At 68.5% G+C, this 26,276-nt stretch carries 23 protein-coding genes; 16 read left to right on the top strand and 7 right to left on the bottom strand.

The annotated features are described in order from the left end of the window. The first annotated feature begins 7 nt into the window (after positions 1 to 7). The 8 genes from BJY22_RS10545 to BJY22_RS10580 are packed head-to-tail and all read left to right on the top strand — an operon-like array spanning position 8 to position 10,764. A complete protein-coding gene (locus BJY22_RS10545; RefSeq protein WP_167205707.1) occupies positions 8 to 772 on the top strand; it encodes an SDR family NAD(P)-dependent oxidoreductase in 765 nt (254 codons plus the stop codon). Continuing rightward, entirely contained in the window at positions 760 to 2,520 is a 1,761-nt protein-coding gene (locus tag BJY22_RS10550) for a heparinase II/III domain-containing protein (protein ID WP_167205709.1), read from the top strand. The genes BJY22_RS10545 and BJY22_RS10550 overlap by 13 nt, the downstream gene beginning before the upstream one ends. Beyond that, positions 2,513 to 4,486 (top strand): heparinase II/III family protein, encoded by a 1,974-nt coding sequence (locus BJY22_RS10555; protein WP_167205711.1) that lies wholly within the window; start codon positions 2,513 to 2,515, stop codon positions 4,484 to 4,486. Before BJY22_RS10550 ends, BJY22_RS10555 begins: the two co-directional genes overlap by 8 nt. Next, the gene (locus BJY22_RS10560) at positions 4,483 to 5,076 is read left to right on the top strand and encodes a YesL family protein (protein WP_167205713.1); all 594 of its coding nucleotides are present in this window, start codon (positions 4,483 to 4,485) and stop codon (positions 5,074 to 5,076) included. Before BJY22_RS10555 ends, BJY22_RS10560 begins: the two co-directional genes overlap by 4 nt. A 33-nt stretch (positions 5,077 to 5,109) precedes the next feature. Continuing rightward, positions 5,110 to 6,162 carry a DUF1565 domain-containing protein gene (locus BJY22_RS10565; RefSeq protein ID WP_167205715.1) on the top strand — a complete coding sequence of 351 codons (1,053 nt, stop codon included), beginning with the start codon at positions 5,110 to 5,112 and terminating at the stop codon, positions 6,160 to 6,162. Continuing rightward, entirely contained in the window at positions 6,162 to 7,412 is a 1,251-nt protein-coding gene (locus BJY22_RS10570) for a GDSL-type esterase/lipase family protein (RefSeq protein ID WP_167205717.1), read from the top strand. The genes BJY22_RS10565 and BJY22_RS10570 overlap by 1 nt, the downstream gene beginning before the upstream one ends. Before the next feature lie 10 nt (positions 7,413 to 7,422). Beyond that, positions 7,423 to 9,762, top strand: a complete 2,340-nt coding sequence (locus tag BJY22_RS10575) for a polysaccharide lyase 8 family protein (RefSeq protein WP_167205719.1) — start codon at positions 7,423 to 7,425, stop codon at positions 9,760 to 9,762. A 21-nt stretch (positions 9,763 to 9,783) separates the two neighbouring features. Next, positions 9,784 to 10,764, top strand: a complete 981-nt coding sequence (locus BJY22_RS10580) for an acetylxylan esterase (RefSeq protein WP_167205721.1) — start codon at positions 9,784 to 9,786, stop codon at positions 10,762 to 10,764. Here BJY22_RS10580 and BJY22_RS10585 read toward each other — a convergent pair. Both BJY22_RS10585 and BJY22_RS10590 read right to left on the bottom strand, forming a co-directional pair. Next, positions 10,727 to 11,914: a hypothetical protein gene (locus tag BJY22_RS10585; protein WP_167205723.1), complete on the bottom strand. Its 1,188-nt coding sequence runs from the start codon at positions 11,912 to 11,914 to the stop codon at positions 10,727 to 10,729. The genes BJY22_RS10580 and BJY22_RS10585 overlap by 38 nt on opposite strands. Before the next feature lie 83 nt (positions 11,915 to 11,997). Further along, a complete protein-coding gene (locus BJY22_RS10590) occupies positions 11,998 to 12,996 on the bottom strand; it encodes a LacI family DNA-binding transcriptional regulator (protein ID WP_167205725.1) in 999 nt (332 codons plus the stop codon). Positions 12,997 to 13,154: 158 nt separating this feature from the next. Between BJY22_RS10590 and BJY22_RS10595 the strand changes: the two genes are divergently transcribed. From BJY22_RS10595 to BJY22_RS10610, 4 genes are read left to right on the top strand one after another with little or no spacing between them, the layout of a single operon-like run. Beyond that, complete coding sequence (locus BJY22_RS10595) at positions 13,155 to 15,020, top strand: glycoside hydrolase family 127 protein (protein ID WP_167205727.1); 1,866 nt, start codon at positions 13,155 to 13,157, stop codon at positions 15,018 to 15,020. Between the two features lie 2 nt (positions 15,021 to 15,022). Further along, a complete protein-coding gene (locus tag BJY22_RS10600) occupies positions 15,023 to 16,345 on the top strand; it encodes an extracellular solute-binding protein (RefSeq protein WP_167205729.1) in 1,323 nt (440 codons plus the stop codon). Next, on the top strand, positions 16,342 to 17,292 hold the full coding sequence (locus BJY22_RS10605) for a carbohydrate ABC transporter permease (RefSeq protein ID WP_167205731.1): 951 nt from the start codon (positions 16,342 to 16,344) through the stop codon (positions 17,290 to 17,292). The genes BJY22_RS10600 and BJY22_RS10605 overlap by 4 nt, the downstream gene beginning before the upstream one ends. A 2-nt stretch (positions 17,293 to 17,294) precedes the next feature. Further along, on the top strand, positions 17,295 to 18,125 hold the full coding sequence (locus BJY22_RS10610; protein ID WP_167205733.1) for a carbohydrate ABC transporter permease: 831 nt from the start codon (positions 17,295 to 17,297) through the stop codon (positions 18,123 to 18,125). Positions 18,126 to 18,277: 152 nt separating this feature from the next. Here the strand turns inward: BJY22_RS10610 and BJY22_RS10615 are convergent, their stop codons facing one another. Next, a complete protein-coding gene (locus BJY22_RS10615; protein WP_167205735.1) occupies positions 18,278 to 19,486 on the bottom strand; it encodes a TerC/Alx family metal homeostasis membrane protein in 1,209 nt (402 codons plus the stop codon). Between the two features lie 298 nt (positions 19,487 to 19,784). On the opposite strand from BJY22_RS10615, the gene BJY22_RS10620 reads away from it, so the two are divergent. Beyond that, positions 19,785 to 20,393 carry a TetR/AcrR family transcriptional regulator gene (locus BJY22_RS10620; RefSeq protein ID WP_167205737.1) on the top strand — a complete coding sequence of 203 codons (609 nt, stop codon included), beginning with the start codon at positions 19,785 to 19,787 and terminating at the stop codon, positions 20,391 to 20,393. Positions 20,394 to 20,457: 64 nt separating this feature from the next. Further along, the gene (locus BJY22_RS10625) at positions 20,458 to 22,113 is read left to right on the top strand and encodes an FAD-dependent monooxygenase (protein ID WP_238350339.1); all 1,656 of its coding nucleotides are present in this window, start codon (positions 20,458 to 20,460) and stop codon (positions 22,111 to 22,113) included. Here the strand turns inward: BJY22_RS10625 and BJY22_RS10630 are convergent. Then, positions 22,080 to 22,643, bottom strand: a complete 564-nt coding sequence (locus tag BJY22_RS10630; RefSeq protein ID WP_167205739.1) for a helix-turn-helix domain-containing protein — start codon at positions 22,641 to 22,643, stop codon at positions 22,080 to 22,082. The two genes, BJY22_RS10625 and BJY22_RS10630, sit on opposite strands and share 34 nt — an antisense overlap. 39 nt (positions 22,644 to 22,682) lie before the next feature. Between BJY22_RS10630 and BJY22_RS10635 the strand changes: the two genes are divergently transcribed. Further along, positions 22,683 to 23,204 carry a GNAT family N-acetyltransferase gene (locus BJY22_RS10635; RefSeq protein WP_167205741.1) on the top strand — a complete coding sequence of 174 codons (522 nt, stop codon included), beginning with the start codon at positions 22,683 to 22,685 and terminating at the stop codon, positions 23,202 to 23,204. Positions 23,205 to 23,214: 10 nt separating this feature from the next. Here BJY22_RS10635 and BJY22_RS10640 read toward each other — a convergent pair whose 3' ends face one another. Beyond that, a complete protein-coding gene (locus BJY22_RS10640) occupies positions 23,215 to 23,829 on the bottom strand; it encodes a M15 family metallopeptidase (protein ID WP_167205743.1) in 615 nt (204 codons plus the stop codon). 134 nt (positions 23,830 to 23,963) lie between these two features. Between BJY22_RS10640 and BJY22_RS10645 the strand changes: the two genes are divergently transcribed. Continuing rightward, complete coding sequence (locus BJY22_RS10645) at positions 23,964 to 24,440, top strand: GNAT family N-acetyltransferase (RefSeq protein ID WP_337758492.1); 477 nt, start codon at positions 23,964 to 23,966, stop codon at positions 24,438 to 24,440. Here the strand turns inward: BJY22_RS10645 and BJY22_RS10650 are convergent. Together BJY22_RS10650 and BJY22_RS10655 are read right to left on the bottom strand one after the other, a co-directional pair. Then, complete coding sequence (locus BJY22_RS10650) at positions 24,437 to 25,129, bottom strand: hypothetical protein (protein ID WP_167205746.1); 693 nt, start codon at positions 25,127 to 25,129, stop codon at positions 24,437 to 24,439. The genes BJY22_RS10645 and BJY22_RS10650 overlap by 4 nt on opposite strands. Positions 25,130 to 25,169: 40 nt before the next feature. Then, a complete protein-coding gene (locus BJY22_RS10655) occupies positions 25,170 to 26,126 on the bottom strand; it encodes a M23 family metallopeptidase (protein WP_337758493.1) in 957 nt (318 codons plus the stop codon). Between the last annotated feature and the right edge of the window lie 150 nt (positions 26,127 to 26,276).

Genomic DNA, 26,276 nt, shown 5'->3' on the forward strand with positions numbered 1-26,276 from the left:
TGTTTCTATGACCGGGGAACTGCAGGGGACGCGCGCGCTGGTGACCGGTGCCGGGCACGGCATCGGCCGCGGGATCGCGCTCGGCCTGGCGGCGGCCGGGGCGGACGTGGTGGTGCACTACGGGAAGTCCGCCGACGCGGCCGCGCAGACCGTCGCCGAGATCGAGGAGCTCGGCCGCAAGGCGATCGCGGTCGGCGCCGACGTCACCAGTACGGCGGACGTCGGCCGGCTGCTCGACGAGACGGCCGGGTTCCTCGGCGGGCTCGACGTACTGGTCTGCAACGCCGGCCACCTGATCGGCCGGGTCACGGTCGAGGAGATGACCGACGAGCACTTCCAGCAGGTGGTGGACGTGAACCTCGGGGCGACGTTCCGGACCACGCGGGCCGCGATCCCGCACCTCGCACAGTCGGCGAACGCCCGGATCATCACGATGGCGTCGCTCGCCGCGCACAACGGCGGCGGTCCCGGGTCGGTGGTCTACGCGGCGGCGAAGGCCGGGATCCGCGGCTTCACCAAGGGACTCGCGAAGGAACTCGGGCCGCGCGGCATCACGGTCAACTCGGTCGCGCCCGGATACATCGCGGACACCGCGTTTCATAACACGTTTTCCACGGACCAGGCGCAGGCCGCGATGGTGGCCGGAACGCCGATCGGGCGCGCCGGCCAGGTCGAGGACGTGGCGAACGCGGTCCGGTTCCTGGCCCTGCCGGAATCCGGCTACCTGACCGGCATCACGATCGACATCGACGGTGGCACGTGGCCCCGCTGAACGGAAATCCGCCGACGGAACGCGGCGGCTGGTGGCACGAGTACGTCTGTCCGGCACACGGTGTCGAACTCGCCCACGTCGGGTTCGATTCCGGAAACTTTCCGGCCGGCGGCGTGCCGTGCCCGCACGGTTGCCGCGTCGACACACCGGCCGTCCGCGGCGCCTGGACCGTCCTCGCGCATCACTTCTGGGCTCGCCGCATCCGCCTGCTCGCGTACGAGGGACAAGGTGCCGACCTGCTCGCGTCGTACGCACGGCTGTACTCCGAACTGACGAAGTCAGGCGAACACGAACAGGCCCAGGGCTGGATGCAACGCGGGCGCCTCTTCCACCAGGCGCTCACCGACGCTGTCTGGGGTGTCCCCATCAGCCACGCCGTCCTCACCCTGACCGAGCACCCCGACCGGGGCGGGCTCGGGGAGACGTTGCCGATGCTCGACGACATGGTCGCGGGCGCCCGGCTGGCGCGGGACGCGATGGTTGCCCAGGACAAGTTCTCGTCGAACTACACCGCGTGGTTCAACGCCCTGGGTACGACGGCGAGCCAAGCGGCCGCCGCCGTACGCGGTGAGGCCTGGGACGGTGCCGAGGAGTGGCTGACCGGGGAACGCGGTCAGTTCGCCCACCTGCACGTGGCGACCGGCGAGGACGGCTGGGAGTGGGAGGCGAGCACGTACTATCACGGCTTCGTCCTCCGCGCGTACCTTCTGAGTCTTCGCGGCTTCGACCCCTCGCAGGCGCCGGACCGTCTCGAGTCGATGATCCGCGCCCTGTCGGAGATCGCCACAGACGGCGGCATCCTCCCGGCCCTCCACGACGGGCCCTATCGCCGCGCACCCCTGGCGCTCGAGTGGCTGGAAATCGCCACGCTGGCCGGCCAGTTCGCGGCGAACCATGCCCTGGACGCCATCGCGACCCAGGCTCTCAGCGAGGTTGGTCCCACCTACGACGGCCTGGAAAACAAGCTGACCAACTGGTTCAGCGGCCCGCCTCGACCCACCGCCACGCCCAGCGTCGACCCGCCTGTCGCGACTTCTTCCGTCGCGCAGACTGCTCGAGCTGGGACCGGCTCCGCGCGACCGCCGATCGTGACCACCACCGCCTACGCCGTCATCCGGACCGCCGGCATCCACGCGATCCTCGACCACGGACCGCACGGCGGCTCCCACGGTCATCACGACAAGCTCGCCCTCTACCTGTACGGCGCGACCACCCCCTGGCAACCCGACCCAGGTCAGGTCCCCTACGGCCATGCCCAGTGGCGAGCCCACTACAAATCCGTCGTAGCCCACCCGACCATCCGCATCGACGGTCTCGAACCTGCCGAGGCAACCGGCACACTGACCCACAACGACAACTCGGTGACAGCCACGATCGAAGGCTGGTACGACGGCGTACGCGCAAGCCGCCAGCTAATTGCCGCCGACAACTACCTGCTCGACATCGTCCGTGTGACGGCCGACCGCGAACGCGAGATCGTCCTCCAGTTCCGCCCGGACGTAGACCTGACGGTAGAAGTCGGCCCCGACGCGACCCGCACAACTTGGACAGGCGACGAATCCCTCTACGGCTACCACCGTGGCAGTGGAATCCCGGTGACCCGCCCCGGCCCCGGCCCGGCCGACGACCCCCAACGCACCAGAACCTGGCTCGACTGGACAGTCGTAGGCACGGAGGCGACCTTCTACACCCTCTACTCGACCACCCCGATCGACGCAGCTCTCGCCGAGGTGATCACCAATGTTTGAGCAGCGCCTCGACGTACTCCGGGACGGCCTGGACACCCGCTACGCCGCCCAGTGGCGCCGACTGCGCGAACAATGCGACTGGTACCGCACCCAGACCCCGCCGACCGAGCACCCGTCCGCCAGCATCACCTACTTCGGGCCGGCCGCCGCCAACCTCGCGCTCGCCTACCGGCTGACCGGCAACGACGGCTACCGCGCCGAGGCAGCCCGCTGGATCTCGGCCGCGATCGGCTTCCCGCATTGGGGCAAGGCGCACATGCCGGACCACGATCTCGACGCGGGCTGGCTGCTGCACGGTCTGTCGCTCGCGTCGACGTGGCTCGGTGACGACTTCGAGCTCGCGGACGCGTTGCGGGCGAAGCTCGAGCTGCAGGGTTCCCGGCTGTACGAGTTCGCCGGCGAGTCGGAGGGCTCCTGGTGGAGTTCGTCGTACTGGCAGAACCACAACTGGATCTGCTACACCGGCCTCGCCGCGGCGGGCTACGCACTCGGCCGCCCCGAGTGGACCGACCGGGCGAAGTCGAACTTCGCGACCGTGATCGAGCTGCTGCCCGCCGACGGGTCCTCCATGGAGGGTGTCGTCTACTGGCGGTACGGCGTGCCGTGGCTGGCGACGTACCTGGATCTGCTGCAGGACCAGGAGGGTCTCGACTGGTGGCAACGTTTTCCGTTCCTGGCGAACACGTTTTCCTACCGGCTGCAGCAGTGCGCGCCCGGGTTCGAGGAGAACATCGACCACGGCGACTGCCACGATCGGCGCAGCGGACACAGCGTCGCGCTGTACCGGAAACTCGCGTCGGCGTACCGGATCGGTGAGGCGCAGTGGCTGGCGGACCTTGTGTCCGAACGGTTCTTCTGGCGGGAGGCGTACGCGAGTGGCGTGAAGCCGGGCGTGATGCCCGAGGCGTACCTGGAAATGCTCTGGTACGACGATTCCGTGCTGCCGGTCGACCCGGAGAAGAGTGCGCCGCTGTCGGCGTACTTTCCCGACCTCGGCCTGGTCACGGCACGGACCGGCTGGGACGACGAGGCGACGATGGTGTCGTTCAAGGCGGCGCCGGGCGGTGGGCATCAGGCGTGGGAGACGTCGCACCGGCTCGATCGCGAGCGCGGGTGGGACACGTTGAGTGCCGGGCATCATCACCCCGATTCCGGATCGTTCGTGCTCACGTCGCGCGGCGCTTTCCTGGCGGTTGACGAGGGATACAGCAACCGCAAGCGGGCGGGCGACCACAACCTGATCCTGGTCGACGGGTTCGGGTACGCCGACGAGGACCGGTACCACGTGTACAAGGGGATCCCGTACGAGCGGCAGGCCGACATGGTCGACGTACTCGCGGCCGACGGGATGGCGCACGCCACGGCCCGGATCGCCGCCATGTACCCACCCGAACTCGGCATCAGCCGCCTCGACCGCACCCTGGTCTTCACACCCGCAGGCCGGATCGTCCTACTCGACCGCTGCGCCGCGGACGAACCACGAGACTGGACCCTGCTACTCCACGCGGACTGGCCGATCGCCTACGTCCCTGCGGTAGGTCGCGAGGAGATCGCCTTGCGCTCTGGGGCGGCTCAGGCCTGGGTGCGCTTCCATACGCCGGTGACCGTCGAGGCATCCGTCACCGAGGTCGAGGCGAACCCCACGTCGAGCACACCGAGCCTCCGCCTGACCCGCACCATGCACACCCTCCGCGCGACCGCCGAACGCTCGACCGTCGCCACCCTCCTCACCACGATCGAACCAACCTCGGCCCTGCACCCCGCCCCACCCACCGCCCGGTACGTCCGGGCCCATCTCGGCCACACTGTCACCTTCGCCGACGAAACCGTTCTACTGGCTGTCGACGGCGCGGACGCGGCGCAAGCTGTGGACGGCCCGGGGCGTGTGGGTGGCCGGGCGGCGTCGGGTGCTGGCGGAGCGGTTCGTTGTGTGATCGAGACGCCGGACGGGCGGATCACGGTATGAGCGCGCCGCGGGGGTCGGGGCTCAGCCGGCGGGCACTCGACTGGCTGGGGTGGATCGCCAGCCCTGCGCTGGCGGGCGCCGCCTTCTCGATCCTGTGCTTGGGGATCATCACGTGGCTGCCCGCCCTGGCCGCCGTCGGATTCGCGCTCAACCGGTGGCGGACCGACGGTGACACGCGTTGCTTCACCGGCGTATTCGTCGGCTGGCGCCGCTACTGGCGTCAACTGCTGCCGCACTCGACCCCGATGACCGTCGCCGTACTGATTGCCGCCAGCAACTTGTCTTTCCTGTCCGGTCGTTCCGGGCCGCTCGTGCTGGCGTTGTTCATGATCCACGTCGGCCTGATCGCTGCCGCGATCACCTACCACCTGGCACTCGCCGTCGCCGCCGGCCGGAACCCCTCCGGATCCGCCACGGAATGGCGTCGAACGGCGTTCCGCCTGGCGTTCACGTCCGTTCCGCGCGGCACCGCACTGCTGGGTGCCGCTGTTTCCGCACCCGTTTTCTCGCTCGTCGTACCGGCGGGCCCACTCCTTCTCGGCACCACAGTTCCGGTTCTGGTCGGCCTGCTCGTCGCCGACCGCGCATAGTCCGTTCCCGACCGCCCTATCAGGAGGACCACCATGTCCAGAGCTGTTCCGATCCTGCTCCTCGGCGCGGCGCTCGCGCTGCCCGCCGTCCCGGCCCACGCCGCGACCGACTACTACGTCTCCACGACCGGCAGCGACGCGAACTCCGGCACGTCGTCGAGTACGCCGTTCGCCACCATCCAGAAAGCACTCGACACAGCTCCGCGCGGAGCGACCGTACATCTTGCCTCCGGCACCTATCTCCAGGACGCCGTGACCGTACGCTCCGGCGTCACGGTCACCGGCCCGTCGACCGCCGTGGTCAAAGGGGCGGGGAACTCGCGGATCTTCCAGGTCCAGCACGACGGTGTGACACTGGCCGGGTTCACGATCGACGGGTTGTTCGGATCGTCGTCCAGCAGGGACGGCTACCGGGGCAAGCTGCTCTACGTGATGAGCACGTCGCCTGGTGACGGCGTGGGCACCTTGACGATCCGGAACATGCAACTGAAGAACGCCGGCGGCGAATGCGTCCGGTTGCGGTACCTGATCACCAACGCCGACGTACACGACAACACCGTCGGTCCGTGCGGCGTGTACGACTTCAAGTTCGCCGGCGGCGGGAAGAACGGAGAGGGGATCTACGTCGGGACCGCACCGGAGCAGCAGGGCGAGAACGGCGCGCCCGACGCCCAGGCGGACCGCAGCCGCAACAACCACATCCATCACAACACGATCGCGACCTACGGCAACGAGTGCGTCGACGTGAAGGAGAACTCGACCGCGAACGTGGTCGAGTACAACGACTGCAGCCAGCAGAAGGATCCGAGCTCCGGCGGCCTCGACGCGCGCGGCAGCGGAAACACGTTCCGCTACAACACGGTGCACGACAACACCGGTGCGGGCGTCCGGCTCGGCGGCGACACGGAAATCGACGGAATCGACAACAACATCTACGGAAACACCATCACGAACAACGCCGCCGGCGGCATCAAGTTCATGCGCACGCCGCAGGGTCAGGTCTGCGGGAACACGATGTCCGGAAACACCGGCGGAAATTCCGTCGGAACGTACGGCGCCGACTACAACCCGACAGCCGCCTGCTGATGGGCGGAGTCTCACGCCGCGCGATCCTCGGCGGCACAGCAGGTGTCGTCGGCGGCGCGCTCGGCGTCGCAGCGGGAGGAAGCCCGGCCGCCGCAACCGCCGGCGCCTCAGCGGCGAACTCCACCTCGCCGACGACCCCCGCGTCCGGACCGACGGCGGGCGAACCGACTACGGGCCAACCGACGGCGGGTGCGGATGGGGCAACAGCCGGGCGGATCGGGCCTTCGGCGCGACGTCGCTGGGCCGCCTGTTGGGCGACCGCACAGACCGCCCCCACGCCCACGGACGCCGACGCGATCGCAGGGTTCACCGACACCACGATCCGCAGCACGCTCCGGCTCAGCGCGGGCGGCACTACCGTCCGCCTGCGCTTCGCCAACCCATTCGGTACCACACCTGTCGTCATAGGTCCGGTGACTGCGAACGCCAAGCCGGTCCTGTTCGGCGGTGAGAAGGATGTGGTGCTTGCGGCCGGCGCGACCATAGTCAGCGATCCCGTGTACGTCGCGGTACCGGACGGCGGCGATCTGGTGGTCAGCATGTACCTCCCGGGTCCGACCGGACCGATCAGTTTCCACCGGAACGTGCATGCGACCGGCTACATCGGCAACCGCCCGACCAACTCGGTGTTCCTCCTCAACGGGGTCGACGTCGAGGCGCCCGGCCGGTCGGTGATCGCGGTACTCGGCGACTCGATCACCGAGGGCGTCGGAACGCCCGACAACGCCAACCTCCGCTGGCCCGACCAGTACGCTGCACGCTTCCGCCGGCGGCCCGCGATCGCGAATCTCGGCATCAGCGGAAACCGTGTTCTGCTCACCGACGCCCGCTTCGGTCCGAGCGGCCAGTCCCGCTTCGACCGCGACGTCCTGAGTCTGCCGAATGTCCACACCCTGGTGCTGTTCCTCGGCATCAACGACATCCAGCAGCCGCCGAGCCAGACGGATCCCGAACGCCTGCTCCAGGGATACGACCAGCTGGTACGACGTGCGCACGACCATGACCTCGAGGTGGTCGGCGCGACGATCGGCCCGTTCAAGGGCTGGATCCGCTACACCGACGAACTCGACCAGGTCCGCAACGACGTCAACGCCGTACTGCGGCAAGGCCACGTCTTCGATCGTCTCCTCGATGTCGACGCCGCCCTTCGTGACCCGGCCGACCAGGCCAGGCTCCGTCCCGGCTTCGACAGCGGAGACGGTCTGCATCCCAACCAGGCCGGCGCGAAGGCGATCGCCCTAGCTCTCTGAGAGGATCCCTATGCCAGACCTCCCCATCGGCCGGCGCACAGTTCTCGGCGGAATGATCGGTAGCGCCGCCGTCCTGTCGCTGCCAACTCCCAGCTGGGCCGACACCACGACCACCGCCACGACCGGCACAGTCGCAGCCACCGACGAGCTTCGCCGCCGCTGGCAGACCCTGCTCACCGGCGGCCCGTCCGTCGACCCTGCCGACCCGGACCTCGCCGTCGCGATCGCCCGCGTGGATCGGCTCGCCCAGTCCGCACTCGCCACCCTCGACCGCTCGGCGGGCCGTACGGCGCTGTGGCCGGACCTCGCAAGTACAACGCTTTCCAACCACGTTGCCTCGAATTTCCGCCGGATCAAGCAGATCGCCGTCGCGTGGGCCACCAACGGTTCGGCGTACCAAGGCAACGAATCCGTCGCCGAGGACATCCGCGGCGCCCTCGAGTGGATGCACACCAACCGCTACAGCCCGACACTGCCGCGGTACGACAACGACTACGACTGGGAGATCGGCGGCGCCTCCGCGTTCGCCGACACGCTGGTCCTGCTGTACGACGTGATTCCGGCGGACACGCTGACGACGTACACGGCGGCCATCAACCACTACACGCCGGACCCCAACCTGTGGCGCGCCGACCGGCAGATCGCGACCGGCGCGAACCGGGTCTGGATCGCCACCGTCGTAGCGACCCGCGCGGTGCTCGACGGCGACACGGCCGCGCTGGTGCGCGTGCGCGACGCGATCAGCGACGTCGACGGCAACGGCGCGAACAGCGTGCTCGCCTTCAACGACGCTCCCGGCCGCCTCGACGGAACGGGCGAGGGGTTCTACAGCGACGGTTCGTTCCTGCAGCACTACAAGCATCCGTACAACGGCGGCTACGGCAAGGAACTGCTCGGGACGCTGTCCTCCCTGTTGTACCTGCTCGGCGGCACCGAGTGGACCGTCACGGATCCGGACCTGGAGAACATCTACGGCTGGATCAACGACGCGTTCGACCCGCTGATGGTGCGCGGCGACATGATGGGGTCGGTCTGCGGTCGTGAGATCGCACGACCCAGCAAGCAGAACCACGCGCCGACGCAGACGATCATCGAGGGCACGCTGCGGATGATCCCGGCCGCGCCGGCGGAACGGGCCGTCCAGCTCACCGCTCTCGTCAAGCAGTGGATCACCGAGGACACTTTCCGTGATTTCCTGAAGGTGACCGATCCGGCGTCACTGGTCGCGGCCCGGAACGTGCTCGCGTCGTCCACGAGCGCCCGCGGACCGCTCGTCGTGCACAAGCAGTACCCGCGGATGGACAAGGTCGCGCACCACCGCCCGTCGTTCACGATCGGGCTCAGCGCGTACTCGTCCCGGATCTACAACTACGAGTCGATCCAGAACGAGAACCTGCACGGCTGGCACCTGTCCGACGGGATGGTGCTGCTGTACGACGACGACCTCGGTCACTACTCGGGCGACTACTGGCCCACGGTCGACCCATACCGGTTGCCGGGGACAACGATCGACACACGTCGACTGGCTGACTCCTACGGTTTCCGCACCACCAGTGCGGCCGACTGGGTCGGAGGTACGGCGGTACCGGGCCGGACGATCGGTGCCTACGGCATGGATCTGCGCGGGTACGGGACGAACCTGCGCGCGCTGAAGAGCTGGTTCCTGATCGACGACGTGATGGTCTGCGTCGGCTCGGACATCACCGGCGAGGGTGAGGTCGAGACGATCATCGAGAACCGAAAGCTGCGCACCGGCGACGAAACCTTCACCGCCGCGCCGGGCTGGTGTCATCTCGAAGGCACCGGCGGCTACGTTTTCCCGGACCGCCCGCCGATCCGGACCTTGCGCGAGAACCGGACCGCCACCTGGCGCGAGATCAACTTGAAGTACGGCACGGACACCCCGGTGACTCGCCCGTACCAAACCGTGTGGTTCGCGCATGGGACGGCGCCGGTCGGGCAGGGCTATTACTACGTGCAACTGCCGACCGCGACGCTGGCGCAGACGAAAACGTTCGCGGGGAAGCTCCCGGTGCAGAAACTGCGTGCGGACAACACGGCACACGCGATCCGGCTCCACCGCGTCCTGGCCGCCAATTTCTGGACGGGTGGAACCGTCGCCGAGCTCACCGCCGACGGCCCGGCCTCGATCGTGGTCGCCGGCGGAACCATCGCGATCTCGGACCCGACGCAGACCCGCAGCTCGGTCACCGTCGACCTCGGCAAACCCGAGCTGCTCCCGGAAAACGTTGGCGACGGTGTGACGGCGACCCGGCACGGCGGTGGTTGGCGCATCGTCGTCGACACCACCGATCGTCACGGCGGCACCGCCACCGTCACCTTCCGCTAGGTCTCACCGAGAGGAACCCAAATGCTGGTCGACATGCCCTTGGACCGGTTGCGTGAGTACCGGCCGGAGCCGGAGGAGCCCGCGGACTTCGACGCGTTCTGGAAGCAGACGCTCGACGACGCGGCCGGCCACGCGATCGACGCCCGGTTCGCACCGTACGACGCACGTCTCGAGACCGTCGAGGTCCAGGACGTGACGTTCAGCGGCTGGGGCGGTCAACCGGTGAAGGCGTGGCTGCTCCTGCCACGTCATCGCTCCGGTCCGCTGCCCGCCGTCGTGCAGTACATCGGCTACAACGGCGGCCGGGGGATCCCGTACGAGTGGCTGACCTGGAGTTCCGCCGGCTACGCACACCTGGTCATGGACAACCGCGGTCAAGGTGGCGGCGGAAAGACCGTGGCGGAAACTCCGGACATCGCGCCGGAAGGACACGGATCGTCGGCACCCGGTTTCCTGACCCGCGGAATCGAGGAGCCGGCGAAGCACTACTACCGCCGCCTGATCACCGACGCGGTGCGCGCGGTCGACGCCGCGAAGAGCAGTCCCGACGTCGACAGCGATCGCGTCGCCGTACTGGGTGGCAGCCAGGGCGGCGGACTTGCGCTCGCCGTCGCGGGGCTACGCGACGACCTGTCCGCCGCGATCGCCGATGTACCGTTCCTCTGCCACTACCGGCGGGCGTCGCAGATCACCGACAACGGTCCGTACGCCGAGATCGCCCGCTGGCTCAAGGGACACCGGTCCGGGACGGAAACCGCGATCGGAACGCTGTCGTACTTCGACGCGGTGAACTTCGCCGCCCGCGCCACCTGCCCGGCGTGGTTCTCGGTCGCACTGATGGACAACATCTGCCCGCCGTCGACGGTGTTCGCGGCGTATCACCGCTACGCCGGCCCGGCGGAGCTCGAGGTGTTCACCTACAACGGCCACGAGGGCGGGGCGGAGTACGACGTACCGCGGAAGCTCAGCGCGCTCGCTTTCGCCTTCGGCCGCGGTGCCTGAGGCGGAGCCCGCCCCACAACAGCAGCGCCGGCAACCAGAGTGCGACCAGCCAAGGAAGCCGCCACCAGCCGGACTCACCCTCGAGTTCCGGCTGGTCGGCGGCGACCATCGGGCGAGCGGACGTCGACCAAGCGAGGAACGCGTCCCCGATGGGAACCGCGCCGAACACGTACCGCTTCGTCTTCACCCCGCTGACCGGCAGCCCGACCAGTTCACCCTCCCGGGCCAGCCGGTCCGCGAACGGATCGTGGTGCACCCGAGCCGCGCCGAGCGCGACGACGGTCGCGGACAGGCTCCGCCCGAGCACCAGCGGCCCCGAATCGACGTCACCCGTTCCGCTCGTGCCCTGCGGGTACTCGCGAACACCGAGCCCGGTGACGAACTTGTCCTTGAAGATCTCGTACTGCGTTCGCGCGAACGCCGGATCGATGTCGACCAGGAACCGCTGGATCATCGCCTGCGACGAACCCCGCGCGCCGGAAACCTGCGGAACGACCTGATGCGGAAGCAATCCGGTCGCCGGATCCAGCTGGAGCTTGGCCGCCGCCGTCCAGTCCCGCACGACCTGCCCGAAGCGCGGCGCGACCAGAGCGTCGTACAGCTGCAATGACGCGATCGCGACCACCGAGTCGACCGGCCACGCCTGACCCGGATACGCCTGCAAAAACGGTGTCCGCGCGGTCCGGAAAGCGGTGGCGATCTCGACCGACTCGCTCGTGAACGCGTTCCGCTCGGCAGCATCCGACTGGCCGAGTGCGATCAGTCCGCCGCGCAGCCAGTTCGTCCAGCCCGCGTAGAAGACGCCGTACTGCGGCTGCAGCGACTCGTCGAACGGCGCGGTTCCGTCCGGCGATGCGATCCGCTCGAGGGCCCACCGCACCTGCGTGGTCGCGTCGGCGGACCGCGCGGGGTCGTCGATCCCGACCTGGACCCAGCTGAGCCCGTACAGCACGTTCAGGAAGAAATACCCTTCCGGAAACTGTTTCTGCGCAGCATGATCCGAGCCGCTCTCGATTTCCGCACGCAGAAACGTCAGCTGCTTGACCACGCCGCGGGTGGGATCGGTCCAGGGAAGAACCAGACGCGCGGTACCCACCCCTGCCACGACCGTGGCAATCACCGCCACGCCGATCACGAGCTTGCGCAGCACCTGAGCCAATCTAGACGGTCTTCGGCAACAAGCAGCGGTCCGACGGGTGACTATCCGGCGACTGGACTCGCTGCGGACGACCCTCAGGTGCCGAGAGTCGACTCTCTAGGGATCAGGCGGGTGGGGAGGTGCAGGGGGCCGGGGTGCGGGGAGCCGGCGATCGCGTCGAGCAGAAGGTTGGCGGTACGGCGGCCGAGCTCCTCGAGTTCCATGTCGACGGTCGTCAGTGGCGGTCGGCTGGCCATCGCCATGACCGACCAGTTGTCGTAGCCGGTGACCGCGACGTCTCCGGGGACGGAGCGGTCGAGCTCGCGGAGACGGTCGCAGACGCCACGGGCGATCTGGTCGCTGCCGCAGGTGACCGCATCCACCTCCGGATGCGTCCGGAGCAGTACGTCGACCGCGTGCCGGCCCCAGCGCTCGCTCCATTCGCCGTACAACGGCTCGCCGGTGAACGCGCCGGCGGCCGCCCTGCTCGTTGCCGTGGCACGGATCCTTGCGCTGAGGTGTGATTCCGGGCCGGTGACGTGCGCGATCCGCTCGCGGCCGAGCGACAGCAGATGCTGCACGGTCGACGCGGCGCCGCCCGAGTCGTCGACCAGCACGGACGTGTCGCGCGGATCGGTGGACGGGCTGAACGCGTAGACGACCGGGATCGGCACGTCGACGGGCTCCCGCTGCTCGGTACGCCGACCGGTCACGATGATGCCGTCCACGCGGCGGGCCACCAGGGACTTGAGGTAGTGGTGCTCGCGGAGCGGGTCGTCGCGGGTGTCGCACAGGACGAGCGCCATCTCGCCCGCGCTCAGCGCGTCCTCGGCGCCGAGCATGATCGGTATGCTGAACCGGCCGGAGCTGTCCGTGGTGATCAGCCCGACCGTGAAACTGCGTCCGGATGCGAGCGCGCGGCCGCGGCTGTCGGCGATGAACCCGATCTTCTCGGCGGCCTCCCGGACCCGCACCCGGGTCTCCTCGCGGAGCTGGCCGGTACCGTTGAGCGCCTTCGACGCCGTGCTCGCCGAGACGCCGGCCAGCGCGGCCACGTCCTTGATTCCTGGCGAGCGGGTGATCCGTGACGCCATGCGGCAACTCCTTTCCTGAACTTTCCGGGAACGGTACCTCACTTCGCGCGGCGGGCTCCGAAGTTATCCACAGGTAGGGGTTGACCTGGCTCTCCATCATCCCTACCTTCGTCAAGGAAAACGTGTTCCGGATTTTCCTACACAGGAGTCACCGCCAGATGAGCGCTTCCCCGGAAACTGTCAGCACCGTCAGTACTTTCCGCAGCCCGGCCGCCACCACGAAGGGCCGCCGCCACCCCCTCGGACTCGGTCAGGTCACCATCACCGGTGGCTTCTGGGCGCCGCGGCAGGCCCGCAACGGCGCCGACGCGATCCCCAGCGGCCAGGACCAGCTGGAGAAGGCCGGCAATCTGCACAACCTCCGTCTCGCCGCCGGCATCGGTGAGGGCGAGGCGATCGGCCCGGTCTTCGCGGACTCCGACGTCTACAAGTGGCTCGAGGCCGCGGCGTGGGAGTACGGACGCAGCCTCGACGAGGACCTCCTCCAGCGGATCCGCGACCTGACCGCGGTGGTCGCGGCCGCGCAGCGCGAGGACGGCTATCTCGATTCGGTTGTCCAGCTCCGGTACGGCGACGAGGGCCGCTACCAGCAACTCGTCTGGAGCCACGAGCACTACTGCGCCGGCCACCTGATCCAGGCCGCCGTCGCCCAGATCCGCTGCACCGGCGACCGCGCCCTGCTCGACGTCGCGATCAAGCTCGCCGACCACCTGGTCGCGACCTTCGGCGACGACAAGACCGTCGACGTCGACGGCCACCCGGTCATCGAGATGGCCCTCGTCGAGTTGTATCGAGAAACCGGTACGACGGCGTACCTCGACCTGGCCAAGTGGTTCGTGGACGCGCGCGGCCACGGGATCATCGAGCGGCACGGCCACAGCCCGGCGTACTTTTCCGACCGTGTTCCGGTGCGCGAGGCGACCAGCGTCGAGGGCCACTCGGTCCGTGCGGTCTATCTGGCCGCCGGTGCCGCCGATGTCGCGCTGGAGACCGGCGACGCCGACCTGATCGAGGCGCTGAAGCGGCAGTTCGACCACATGTGGTCCACGAAGACTTACGTCACCGGCGGGCTGGGAGCGCGCTGGGAGGGAGAGGCGTTCGGCGACGAGTACGAGCTGCCGCCGGACCGTGCGTACGCCGAGACGTGTGCCGCGATCGGCGGGATCCAGTGGGCGTGGCGGATGCTGCTCGCGACCGGCGAGGCGTTCTACGCGGACGCCATCGAGCGGATGCTGTACAACGGTTTCCTGGCGGGCGTCTCGCTTTCCGGAACGGAGTATTTCTACGTCAATCCGTTGCAGCTGCGCGGTGCGGCGTATCCGGACACGGGCCGGAGTCCGGCGCACGGGCGGCGAGGCTGGTTCGACTGTGCGTGCTGCCCGCCGAACATCATGCGCACGCTGTCCAGCCTCGACGGGTACGTCGCGACGGCCACGCCTGATGCGGTCCAGATTCACCAGTATGTCGCGGGCGTGATCAAGAGCGGCGATGCCGAGTTGCGGGTGGAGACCGACTACCCGTGGGACGGCGCCGTGCACATCACCGCCGACGCGCCGGTCGCGGTCGAGTTGCGGATCCCGGCCTGGGCGGTCGGTGCGACGGTGAACGGTGAGCCGGTGGAGGCCGGCGGCTACGCGCGTGTCGAGGCGGCCGAAATCGACCTGCAGTTGCCGATGGCCCCCCGCATCGTGGCCGCCGATCCGCGGATCGACGCCGTGCGCGGGTGCGTGGCGCTCGAACGCGGGCCGCTGGTGTACGCGGTCGAGCAGGTCGACAACGCGGCGAATGTCGACGATCTGCATCTGTTGCCTGAGGCCCCTGTTGCGCGGACCGCGGAACTGCTGGACGGCGTGACCGTGCTGACGGCGCACGGAAAGGCCGGCACCGGGCATCGAGAGGGCTGGCCGTTCAGTCCGGATGCCGCCGACTCGACCGGCGACGAGGTCGAGGTGGTCGCGATCCCGTACTACGCGTGGGCCAACCGGGAGATCGGTGCCATGCGCGTCTGGCTGCCCAGGGCCTGATCATGCTCACCCGGCGGAAGTTCCTCGGCGTCACAGCCGCCGCGGCGGGTGGCTTGACCGGGGCCGGCCTCACGTCGAGCTGTAGCTCGGTCCTGCCCGAACCCGACGTGCAGGCGGCGGGTTTCGGGCAGGACGCCACCGGCACCGTGCAAGTGTGGTGCCGGGCGGCCACGCAGAGCGGCCTGACCGACCTGGTGAAGAAGTTCAACGCGTCCCAGAACCGGCTCACCGTCGAGCTGACGCCGGTTCTGGACGCGCAGTACGTGACCAAGCTGGCGACCGCGATCCGCGGCCGGAGCGTGCCGGACCTGGTCGACATCGACGACATCAACTCGATGCTGTTCATCTATCGGGACGCCTTCACCGACCTCACCGAACCGTTGTCCGCACTCGATTTCCGGGACCGGCTCAGTCCCGGCCACCTGCGGCTGGCGACGAAGGGCGACCGGGTGTACGGCGTTCCGTACCTGGCGGACAACTCGATGTTCTGGTTCAACACCGAGCTGTGCGACCGGGCGGACGTCGATCCGGACGAGGCCGTGAAGTCGTTCGGGAACCTGCTGGACGCGGCCCGGAAACTGCGGAAACTCGGCGATGACATCTACGCGTGGAGTTTCCCGGCGAACAGCCCCGGGGCGCTCGGGTTCGTCGTCCAGCCGATGGTCTGGGCGGCGGACACCGATCTGATCAAGGGAACGGTTCCCGACCAGTCCGGAGACATCGTCGGGAACGACGTGGTCCGGCAGATGCTCGAGCTGCACCGGCAGCTGTGGGTGGACGGGTTGGTGCCCAGGGCAAACTTCTCCGACGACGCGTCCCGGTGGGGCAGCGATTTCCGGGCCGGCAAGATCGGAATCTTTCCGTCGAACTACAGCGTCGTCGTGTCCGCGTCCGACCCGGCGTTCCAGAAGAAGGTCACGCCGCGCCTGCTGTCCGGGCCCGACGGTGGGTCCGCGTTCTTCGACGGCGGCGACAACATGTGCATTCCCCGAGGTGCGCGGAACGCGTCCGGCGCCTGGGAGTTCGTTCGCTTCGCGCTGGACCTGCCGCAGCAGATCGATCTGCCGGCCGGCGGCTACACACCGGTCCGCTCGGATGCGCGGACGTCCGAGTTCGCGACGAAGTACCCGTTGGCGACGCTGCCGCTGGAGCGCATCCAGGAGGGGTACGCGCCGACAACGCTTTCCTACAACCTCCTCTACAACCAGCCGGACGGGCCGTGGCTGCAGATGTTCCGCCGCGCCGTGTTCGACGGCGAGCTGGAGGCCGCCATGAAGGAAGCACAGCAGAACTACGACCGCATCCTGCGTCAGGGGCAGGCATGAGTACCGCGGTGCGAGACGCGCGCCGCGTGCAGACCGGGCGGCGCAGGTCGGCCCCGGTACGAGGCGGGGTGGGCCGTGGCTCGCTCACGCATCCCTCCCGGACCGGGCTGCTCCTGGTGACGCCCGCCGTGTTGTTCGTCGCCGTCTTCGTCCTGGTGCCGCTGGCCTTCGCGCTGGTGATCTCGCTGACCAACTGGCCGTTGATCGGGACGGTGAAGTTCAGCGGGCTGAAGAACTACGGGGCGATCGTCTCCGACGCGGCGTTCGCCAAGTCCGTCCTCTACACGTTGCTCTACACGGTCATCGTGACCGGGCCGATCCTGGTGCTCGGCTACGCGCTCGCCGTCCTGGTCCGCCGGAAACGGCGCGGCTCCACGCTGCTGCGGACGGTGTTCTTCCTGCCGTTCGTCGTCGGACTGTCCACGCTCAGCTTCGTGACGGTCCTGGAGGCGCAACCGGACAGCGGCGTGATCAACATCGTGCTCCGCGAGCTCGGGATCACCGACGGTACGACGGCCTGGCTGGTGGACGGGCCGCTCGCCACCGGACTGATCTGCGTGCTGGTCGTGTGGGCCGTCAGCGGGCTCACCATGATGCTGCTGATGGCCGGCATGCAGGCGATCCCGCGCGAGTACTACGAGTCGGCCGCGCTGGACGGTGCCGGTTGGTGGAAACAGGAACGCGAGATCACGATCCCGATCCTGCGCCGGACGATCGCGATGGCGGTGATCATCTCGGTGATCGGCTCGCTGCTCGCGTTCTCGCAGTTCTACATCCTCACCCGCGGCGGTCCGGGGACTGACACCACCACGGTCGTCCAGTACATCTACAACCGGGCGTTCGTCCAGCTGCAGCTCGGTGCGGCCACCGCGCTGTCGATCGTCCTGGTGATCGTGGTCGGGCTCGTCACCGCCGCCCAGTTCCGCCTGCTCCGGGAGAAGGACTGACGATGCGACTCAAGAACACGTTTTACGTGATCGGCGGTGGCGGTGCGTTCCTGGTCTTCGCCGTACCGTTGCTGTGGGCCCTTTTCCGGTCGGTGCAGCCGAACGACGTGATCGTCGCGGCACCGGACGGATCGACGTTCTTCCAGCTCACCTGGGACAATTTCCGGACGTTGATCGAGGGGCCCGGAAACCTGGTCCGGGCGGTCGGAAACAGTCTGATCGTCGCCCTGAGTACCGCCGTACTGACGGCACTGCTCGCCACGCTGGCCGGGTACGGGTTCGCGCGGTTCCGGTTCCGGAGCGGGCCGGTGCTGTTCGCGCTCGTGGTGGTGTCGATGATGATCCCGTTCCAGGCGATCCTGACGCCGCTGTACCTGGAGCTGAACGTCCTGCGGTTGACGGACAGTCTGCTCGGGCTGGTGCTGTTCTACACCACGGTCAATCTGCCGTTCGGGGTCTTCGTGATGCGGAACTCGTTTTCGTCGGTACCGGTGGAACTCGAGGATTCCGCGCATGTCGACGGTTGCGGAACGTTCCGGATGCTCGGATCCGTCTTGCGGCCGCTGATCACGCCGGGCGCGGCGACCGTCGCGCTGTACGCGTTCCTGGCGGCCTGGACCGAGTTCCTCGGCGCGCTCACGTTCCTGACCAAGGACGAGCTCTACACACTCCCGGTCGCACTCGTGAACGTCCAGGCGGGAGCGTACGGCGAGGTCAACTTCGGCTCACTCGTCGCCGGGGCGGTGATCGCGATGATCCCGTGCGTCGTTCTGTACGTAGGCCTCCAACGCTTCTACGTCTCAGGCCTCGCCTCCGGAGCCGTCAAAGGCTAGCTCCAGCCGCCCTCGCTCTCGCCCTCATCCCTACGACCTTGAGCACCCACCAACCGTCCCTGCGGTTCTCGTGCGGTTGGTCGGTGCTCAAAGTTGGGGTGGTGTAGGGACCGTGGCGCACAGGGCGGCGGCCGGTCGGTGGTGCTCTGCCGTCAGAGGCTGGGGCGGATGGGGTGGTCCGTGTGGGCTTCGGCGTGGGCTTCGCCTACCTGGCGGCAGAGGTCCATCAGGTCTGCCTCGTTGCGGACCTGCTGTTTGGCCTTGGGGCCGAGTTCGGTGATGTGGTCGCGGGCGCGTAGCAGTCGCTGGAAGACGCGCTCGCGTTCGGCCGGGTCGTCGGTGTAGTCCGGGTTGAGGTACGCCGTCGCGTCGCGGCGGATGTGGGCCATCGCGGTCTGGGTCCGGCCGCGGGTGCTGAACAGCGACGCGAGGATCGTAATCAGCAGGACGGCGAGGATCACGATCAGGGAGAGGCCGGTGCCGATCTCCGCCACCTCGACGTGCTCGCCGTCGTTCACGAACGGCAGGTTGTTCTCGTGCAGTGCGTGCAGGATCAGCTTGGCGCCGATGAACGCGAGGATCGCTGCCAGTCCGAACGACAGGTAGATCAGCCGGTCGAGCAGTCCGTCGAGCAGGAAGAACAGTTGCCGCAGGCCGAGCAGGCTGAACGCGGTCGCGGTGAACACGACGTACACGCTCTGGGTCAGTCCGAAGATCGCCGGGATCGAGTCCAGTGCGAACATCAGGTCGGTGGCGCCGATCGCGACCATCACCAGCACCATCGGCGTCAGCATCCGGCGGCCGTCGACCATGGTGGTCAGCCGGTCCCCGTCGTACTCCTCCGAGGTCCGGAACAGCCTGCGGCTCAGCCGGACGACGAGGTTCTGTGCCTGGTGGGACTCCTCGGTCTCCGGCTTGAGCATGTTTCCGGCTGTCAGCAGGAGCGCGATCCCGAACAGGTAGAACACCCAGGAAAACGTGTTCAGCAACGCCGATCCGACGAAGATGAAGCCGGCTCGGGCGATCAGGCTGACCACGATCCCGACCAGCACAACTTTCTGCTGGTTTTCCCGCGGTACCCGGAAACCGGTCATGATGATCAGGAACACGAACAGGTTGTCGACCGACAACGCTTTCTCGGTGATGTAGCCGGCGAAGTACTCCGAGCCCATCGCGGTACCGCCGAGCACGAGGGTCCCGAGCCCGAACAGGAGCGCGATCCCGACGTACACCGCGGACCAGATCGCGGCCTCGCGGAGCGTCGGCACATGCGCCGACCGGACATGGAAGAAGTAGTCGAACAGCAACAGGCCGACGATCCCCAGCAACGTCAGCGCCCAGACCAGCGGCGACACCGTCACGCGGCACACCCCTTCGATCCGCAGGTGCGCTCGCGAAACCCGCAGGTCCGATCTCGAAGCCCAGGGCCTCGAAGTACCGGGCCTCGAAGCGCGGGGCCAACTGTGCCGTGGGTGAGTGGTGTGGGTTCGGTGGTGGGGTGGGGGCGGCTCGGTGAGGACGCCGTGTCGGGCCGGCGGTGGGGCAGCGGGACCGTCATGGGCTAACGAAACCATGGTCTGCCGCGTGGTTCGGCCTGCTGGAAGAAAATTGCCTAAAGAGCATCTTTGCTCTTTGGGCAAGTTCTGTTACGGTCGAGGTATGGCCGGCGGCTTGCGGGAGCGGAAGAAGCAGGAAACGCGGATCGCGTTGAGCTGGGCCGCGGTTCGGCTCGCGGTCGAGCGAGGGTACGGAAACGTGCGGATCGAGGACATCGCCGCAGAGGCCGGTGTCTCGTTGCGGACGTTCCGGAACTACTTCGACAGCAAGGCGGACGCGATCGCCGCGCGCGAGGTGGATCGCAGCCTGCGGATCGCCGAGGAGCTCCGGGCGCGGCCTGCCGACGAGCCGTTGTGGACGGCGGTTCGGACGGCGATCGAGAAGCACTTCGCGCTCGGCGAGGAGGGCCACGGCGGGCGGCGGCCGCCGGACGAGCAGTGGCTCGCCGGGATCCGGTTGATGATGACCGAGCCGGCGCTGCAGGGGGCGGTCGTGCGGGCCTCTGCCCGGGCCGGTGACGAGCTGGCGGCCGCGGTCGCCGACCGCACCGGGACCTCGGGGATGTACCCGCGGCTGGTCGCGGAGGTCATCGGCGCGACCCGCGCGGTCGTGATGGCCGAATGGCTGCGCGCCGATCCGCCGCGGTCGATCGCCGACCTGCTGTCGTCGGCGCTCGACCAGGTCGAAGCCGGCCTGCCCGTCCCCGAATAGCAAACCGAGCTACTCCACCCCGGCGAGCCGTCGGGGCGGTCAGTCATGCCCAGTGGAGGGTGTCATGGACGCTGAAGTGGTCATTGCCGGGGCCGGCCCGAACGGTCTCATGCTCGCGAGTGAGCTGTTGCTGGCCGGAGTGCGGCCGATCGTGCTCGAGAAACTTCCGGAACGCAGTACGGTGCCGCGGGCGAACGGACTGGTCGGCCAGGTCGTGCGGATGCTCGATCGGCGCGGTCTGTACGAGCGCTTGAGCGGTACGGCGGGAGCGCCGCGGCCGGCACCGGCATTCGTGTTCGGTGCGATGCCGCTGCGGCTCGACGTACTCGAAGACAACCCGGTGTATCTGCTCCCGGTTCCGCAGGTGCGGATCGAGGAAGTGCTGGAGGAGCGGGCGCTGGAGCTCGGGGCGGAAATCCGGCGCGGTCACGAGCTGCTCGGGTTCACGCAGGACTCGGACGGGGTCACGGTCACGTTGTCCGGGCCGGACGGTGAGTATCAGCTGCGGACCGGGTACCTCGTCGGCGCGGACGGCGGACACAGCCGGACGCGGAAACTGGCCGGAATCGAGTTTCCTGGTGTCACCAACGATTCGATGGTGTCGCGGACCGGGAGCGCGGCGGTGCCGCCGGAGTACGTCGAGGACGGTCTGCTGAAGATTCCGGGGTACGGCGTGGTGCCGCCGTTCGCGCATCAGCGGACGGAACGCGGAATGTTCGTCTGGGCGCCGTTTCCGGATCGGCTGCCGGCGATCAGTACGGGGGAGTGGGACGCGCCGGCGGATGCGGAAATGACGTTCGCGGAACTGCAGGAAAGTACTGATCGGGTGCTTGGTGTCCATCTGCCGCTGGTGGAGCCGGCGGGGGACGGCGTGCGGCAGTTGCGGCGGGTGGTGGGCGGAAACAGCCGGTTGGCGTCACGTTTCCGTTCCGGGCGGGTGTTGCTTGTCGGTGATGCCGCGCATGTGCATTCCGCGATCGGGGGTCCGGGGCTGAACCTCGGGCTGCAGGACGCGGTCAATCTGGGGTGGAAACTGGCGGCGGAGGTGCGCGGCTGGGCGTCGCCGGGGTTGCTCGACACGTACGAGTCCGAGCGGCGGCCGGTGGGTGAGCGGGTGGTGATGCGCACGCAGGCACAGTCCGCATTGATTGCTCCCGGCAACGATGTGACGGCCTTCCGGAAACTGTTCGCGGAGTTTCTGGAGGATCCCGGAAACGTGCGGCGGGTTGCGGAACTGATTTCCGGCGCGGACATCCGGTACGGCGCGGGTGCGCATCCGCTGGTCGGTCGTTGGGCGCCGGATCTGATGGTGGGTGACGTGCGGTTGGCCGAGGTGATGCGGTCGGGGCGTCCGCTGCTGGTCGATCTCACGCCGTCGGCGAGGTTCGCCGGAACGCCTGTTCCGGAACATGTGCAGGTGGTCGCCGGCCGCGGCGATCGCCCGATCGCGCTCCTTGTTCGTCCGGACGGTTACGTCGCCTGGGCCGCCGAGGACGAGGCCACCGAGCGGATCGGGGATGCCGGGCGGGGTGGGGACGCGGGGCGCGGTGGGGATGCCTGGCACGGTGGGGATGCCTGGAGCGGTGGGGATGCGGGGCAGTCAGGGGATGCCGGGCAGTCAGGGGATGCCGGGCAATCTGGGAATGGTGGCGTGGCAGGGTTGCGGGAGGCGTTGGGGCGGTGGTTTCAGGCGCGGCCTTTGACCAGTGCGACCAGGTAGCGGCAGGGCGTCGTACCCGGATTGTGGAACATTGTGGGTGACGGTGGGCCGAGTTGCAGGCAGTCGCCGACGTGCAGTTCGTGGACCTGGGAGCCCTCGTGGAAACGGAGGTTTCCGTCGAGGATCCAGAGTTGCTGGTACTTGAAGATGTACGCGTCCGCCGGATACGAGACGGACGCGCCCGGCGGCAGTTCCACCTCGACCAGTTCCAGTGGCCCGTCGGTCACCGGGGACACCGCGCGGCGGTGGTACCCGGTGACCGGGTCCGTCCACACCGGCTGCTCGTCCGCCCGGCGGAGCAGATCACCCGTGTTCTCCGCGCGGGCGACCAGTTCGGACAACGTCATACCGAGCGCGCCGGAGAGTTTCCCCAGCAGTACGGCGGTGGGCTGCGCCTCGCCGCGCTCGATCTTTCCGATCATGGCGCGGGAAACGCCCGACCGTTCCGCAAGCGCGTTCACGGACAGGTCCTGGGCGACCCGCGCCTGCTGCACAGTCGCCGCCAGCGAACGCGACAGATCATCAATCACGCTTGCCACTATAGCGGCAGATGTGGCTACTATCGTGTCATGAGCAAGGTCAGAGACGCCTCGGCGGCGGACGCCGCGGCCTGCGCGGCGATCTACGCGCCCTACGTCACCGGTACGGCGATCACGTTCGAACTCGATCCGCCGACGGTCGACGAGATGGCCGAACGGATCGCCAAGGCCCAGTCCACCCACGCCTGGCTGGTCCTCGAGGACGACGATCAGGTCGTCGGCTACGCGTACGCGGGCCCGATGAAGCCCCGCCCGGCCTACCGCTGGTCCTGCGAAGTCAGCGTCTACGTAGCCCCCACCCATCACGGCACTGGCGCCGGCCGCACGCTCTACAACGCGCTGTTCGACCGCCTGTCCCAGCGCGGCTACCGCACGGCCGTGGCCGGCGTGACTCTCCCCAACCCCGCCAGCGAGGCCCTGCACAAGTCCCTCGGCTTCGATCCCATCGGCACCTACCGCGACATCGGCTGGAAACTCGACAGCTGGCACTCCGTCGCCTGGTCCCAACGACCACTCGCCAAGCAGACGGATCCGCCCGAAGAACCCTGCTGAGCAGGGAGTTCTAGCGCGTCGGGTCGGTCATCGGCGGGCAGGTGCCGCCTGGCGTGGTGGCCAGTTCGAAGTGCCAGATCTCGTTGGACAGCGTCTGGCAGAGGCCGAAGCGGCTGCCCTTGCGGATCAGCCAGTAGTCGGCGGCGGTCGGGCCGATGTCGACAGCATGGCCGGTGACGTGGTGCGACTCGTCAGGGTCGGCGACGTACTCCATGGCCTTCTTCTTGCTGCCGTACTTGCGGATCGCCTTCTCCAGCAGCTCTTCCTGGTACTTCTTGCTCCGCCACCCCGTGTTGACCTGCATCCGGATCCCGTCCTTCTTCATCGCGGTCTCGGCCTTCTGGACCGCCTTGCGGAGCGCCGGATCGAGCTTGGCGATGCCGGGGAGGTGCGTGTCGTAGGCCGAGGCGTGGTCCGGCAGTACGCCGTCCTCCTCGCCGGCCTGCCCGTGGCTCGCGCCGGTCCCCGACGATCGCCCGCGCTCGGGCGCCGACGCAGTACTGGCAGGTGGGTCGTCGTGTGCGGAGTCCGTCGTACAGGACGTCAGCGCGAGGGCGAGGATCGCCAGCCCTGCGAGGACGGCCGGCCGGCGTTGCCGGGTGGTGGCGCGGTGATCGGTCAGCATGCCGACAGTTCATCCGGATCGATGTTGCCGGAGCGTCTGCGGTTTTGGATACGTTGCCGATATGTCCGGGGCTGGCCCGGCGTTCGGGTGAGGATGGTCCGGTGAGTGAGGACCGCCGATCAGATGACCGTCAGGTGACCGTACGACGTGCCGTCGAGGAGGACGACGCCCCGCTGCTCGCGATCGAGCGGAGCGCGTGGGACGCTTCGTCCGGTTTCCCGTCGTACCTGGACACCCTCCAGGACACGTTCTTCAGCCGGAGCGGACCCGAGGCGCACCTCGTGGCGGAGTACGAGGGAGCGGTTGTCGGGTACTTGCGGTTGCAGGACAAGTACCAGTTCCCGGAGGGGGCGGGGGTGCTGGCGATCAACGGGCTCGCGGTGGCGCGGGACGCCCGCCGCCTGGGCGTCGCGTCCGCGCTCCTCGACGCCGCCAGCGCGGAGGGCCGTCTCCGTGGCGCCCGCAAGATCACCCTGCACGTCCACAGCACCAACGCTGCGGCCCGCCGGCTGTACGAACGCCACGGCTACGTCCTCGAAGGCACCCACCCCGACGAGTTCCTCATCGAGGGCAACTACATCGCCGCCCTCGACATGGCGAAAACCCTCTAGCGACTGATGGCGGGCGAGTAGTCGTCCCAGATGCTCGTGGTGCCGGGGACATAAACGCGGTACCGGCGAGTGCGGTTCGGGTGGTAGTTGTACGTCACCTGGCCGACGCTGCTGGTGGTGACATACGCCAGGCCCTTCCAGGTCGTCGAACCGATCTCCTGGTACTGGATCAGGACCTTCTTGCCCGCCCACCGCTCGTAGCGATCGTGCAGCGGCCGCCAGTACGAGACCGTAGTGAGCAACGCGGTACGGCTCCCCTTGCGGCCACCGGTGAGCGCAGCCACCGATGCGCAGCGAGACACCGTGTACGCCGTGCCTAGATCGGCCACCTTGACGCCGTTGCGGTCGGTGGCACCGCCTGCGGGTTTCCAGGTGATCGTCCCGATCGGTGGAACCGCGCCGGTGAAACCGAACTGCGCGACGCGATTTCCGTGCGTGAACTCGAGCCTGCCTTGTGGGAACGAGGTCGCGATGGGCGCGCTTTTCCACACTGCTGTGTAGACGTTCGCAGGACAGCCGGCACCCAGCCGCGCAAGGTAGTAGTTGTAGGACGCGGCGACGCTGACGCGTGCCGGCACCACGAGTGCACAGGTCGCAGTGGTCTGCTGGGTGGTGGCCTGGGCGGGTTGAGTGACGACCGTGCCGGCCGCCAGGAGGGCAACGGCCGGCACAGACTTCCAGAGCTTCAAGAGTTCCCCCTCGGTGAAGTAGACGGGGGAACGTTAGCGGCTACGGGGTGACGCCGCGGTCGCGCAGCCAGGATTCGGGGTTCACGGGGGAGCCGCCGCGGAGGACCTCGAAGTGGACGTGCGGGCCCGTGGTGTTGCCGGTCATGCCGATGCGGCCGATCATCGTGCCGGCCTCGACCGAGTCGCCGACGGAGACGTCGAACTCGGACATGTGGCCGTACGACGTGACGGTGCCGTCGGAGTGCCGGACCTTCACCTGCCGTCCGTACGCGCCTTCGAAGCTGGCCTGGATGACCTCGCCGGCCAGCACCGACCGGACCGGCGTACCCATCGGCGCCGCGAAGTCGAGGCCGGTGTGGTTACTGGACCAGCGGCTGCCGGCCTGGTTGAAGCGAGCGGTCAGCCGGTAGCCGGTGGTCGGCAGCACGACCTTCGGCGCTGCCTCTGCGGCCTCCTTGGCGGCCGCCTTCTCGATCGCGACCTGCTTGGCGATCGCCGCGGCCTTGGCCTGGGCCTCCGCCCTCGCGGCGGCGAGCGCCTTGGCGTTCTCCGCGGCCTTCTTCGCCGCGGCCGCCTTGGCCGCCGCCAGGGCGAGCGCCCGGCGCTTCGTGATGGTCTCGTTCGCGGCCAGCTTGGCGGCGCGCTGCTGCGCGGCCTTGACGGCCGCCGCCTTCTGGGCGTCCGCCAGCGACAGGTCGATCCGGGACGCGTCCCGGGAGCCGAGCTCGCGGCGGTCGATCCGGGCGGCGGTCAGGGCCTCGGCCTGCGCTGAGCTCAGGCCGGCGTCTCCGGACGCGTTGGCCGGGCCGGTCGCGGAGGTCGCGAGACTGACCGTGGTGGTCCCGGCCGCGGCGGCCAGCGCGGCGGTGAGGCCGATCAGCTGGGTGCGACGGATGGTGCTTTGACGGTGGGTGCGGTGCTTGGCCACCCGGCGCGAGGCAGTCGGGCGACTGGACGCCTGCCGATCTGCGTTCGGCGCGTCTTGGTGAGTGGGCACGGGGAAACCTTCCAGGGGAGGGGCAGTCGCCGCTGAGGGGTACGGCGACCTCCAAGACCATAACGACCAGGTCACGACGGCCCAAACACACGATTGCGAAATGTTCAACGAAAACGAACACGGTCCGTGAGGGATTCCTGCCGTCCGGTA

It is taken from the genome of Kribbella shirazensis (assembly GCF_011761605.1).
GTDB lineage: Bacteria > Actinomycetota > Actinomycetes > Propionibacteriales > Kribbellaceae > Kribbella > Kribbella shirazensis.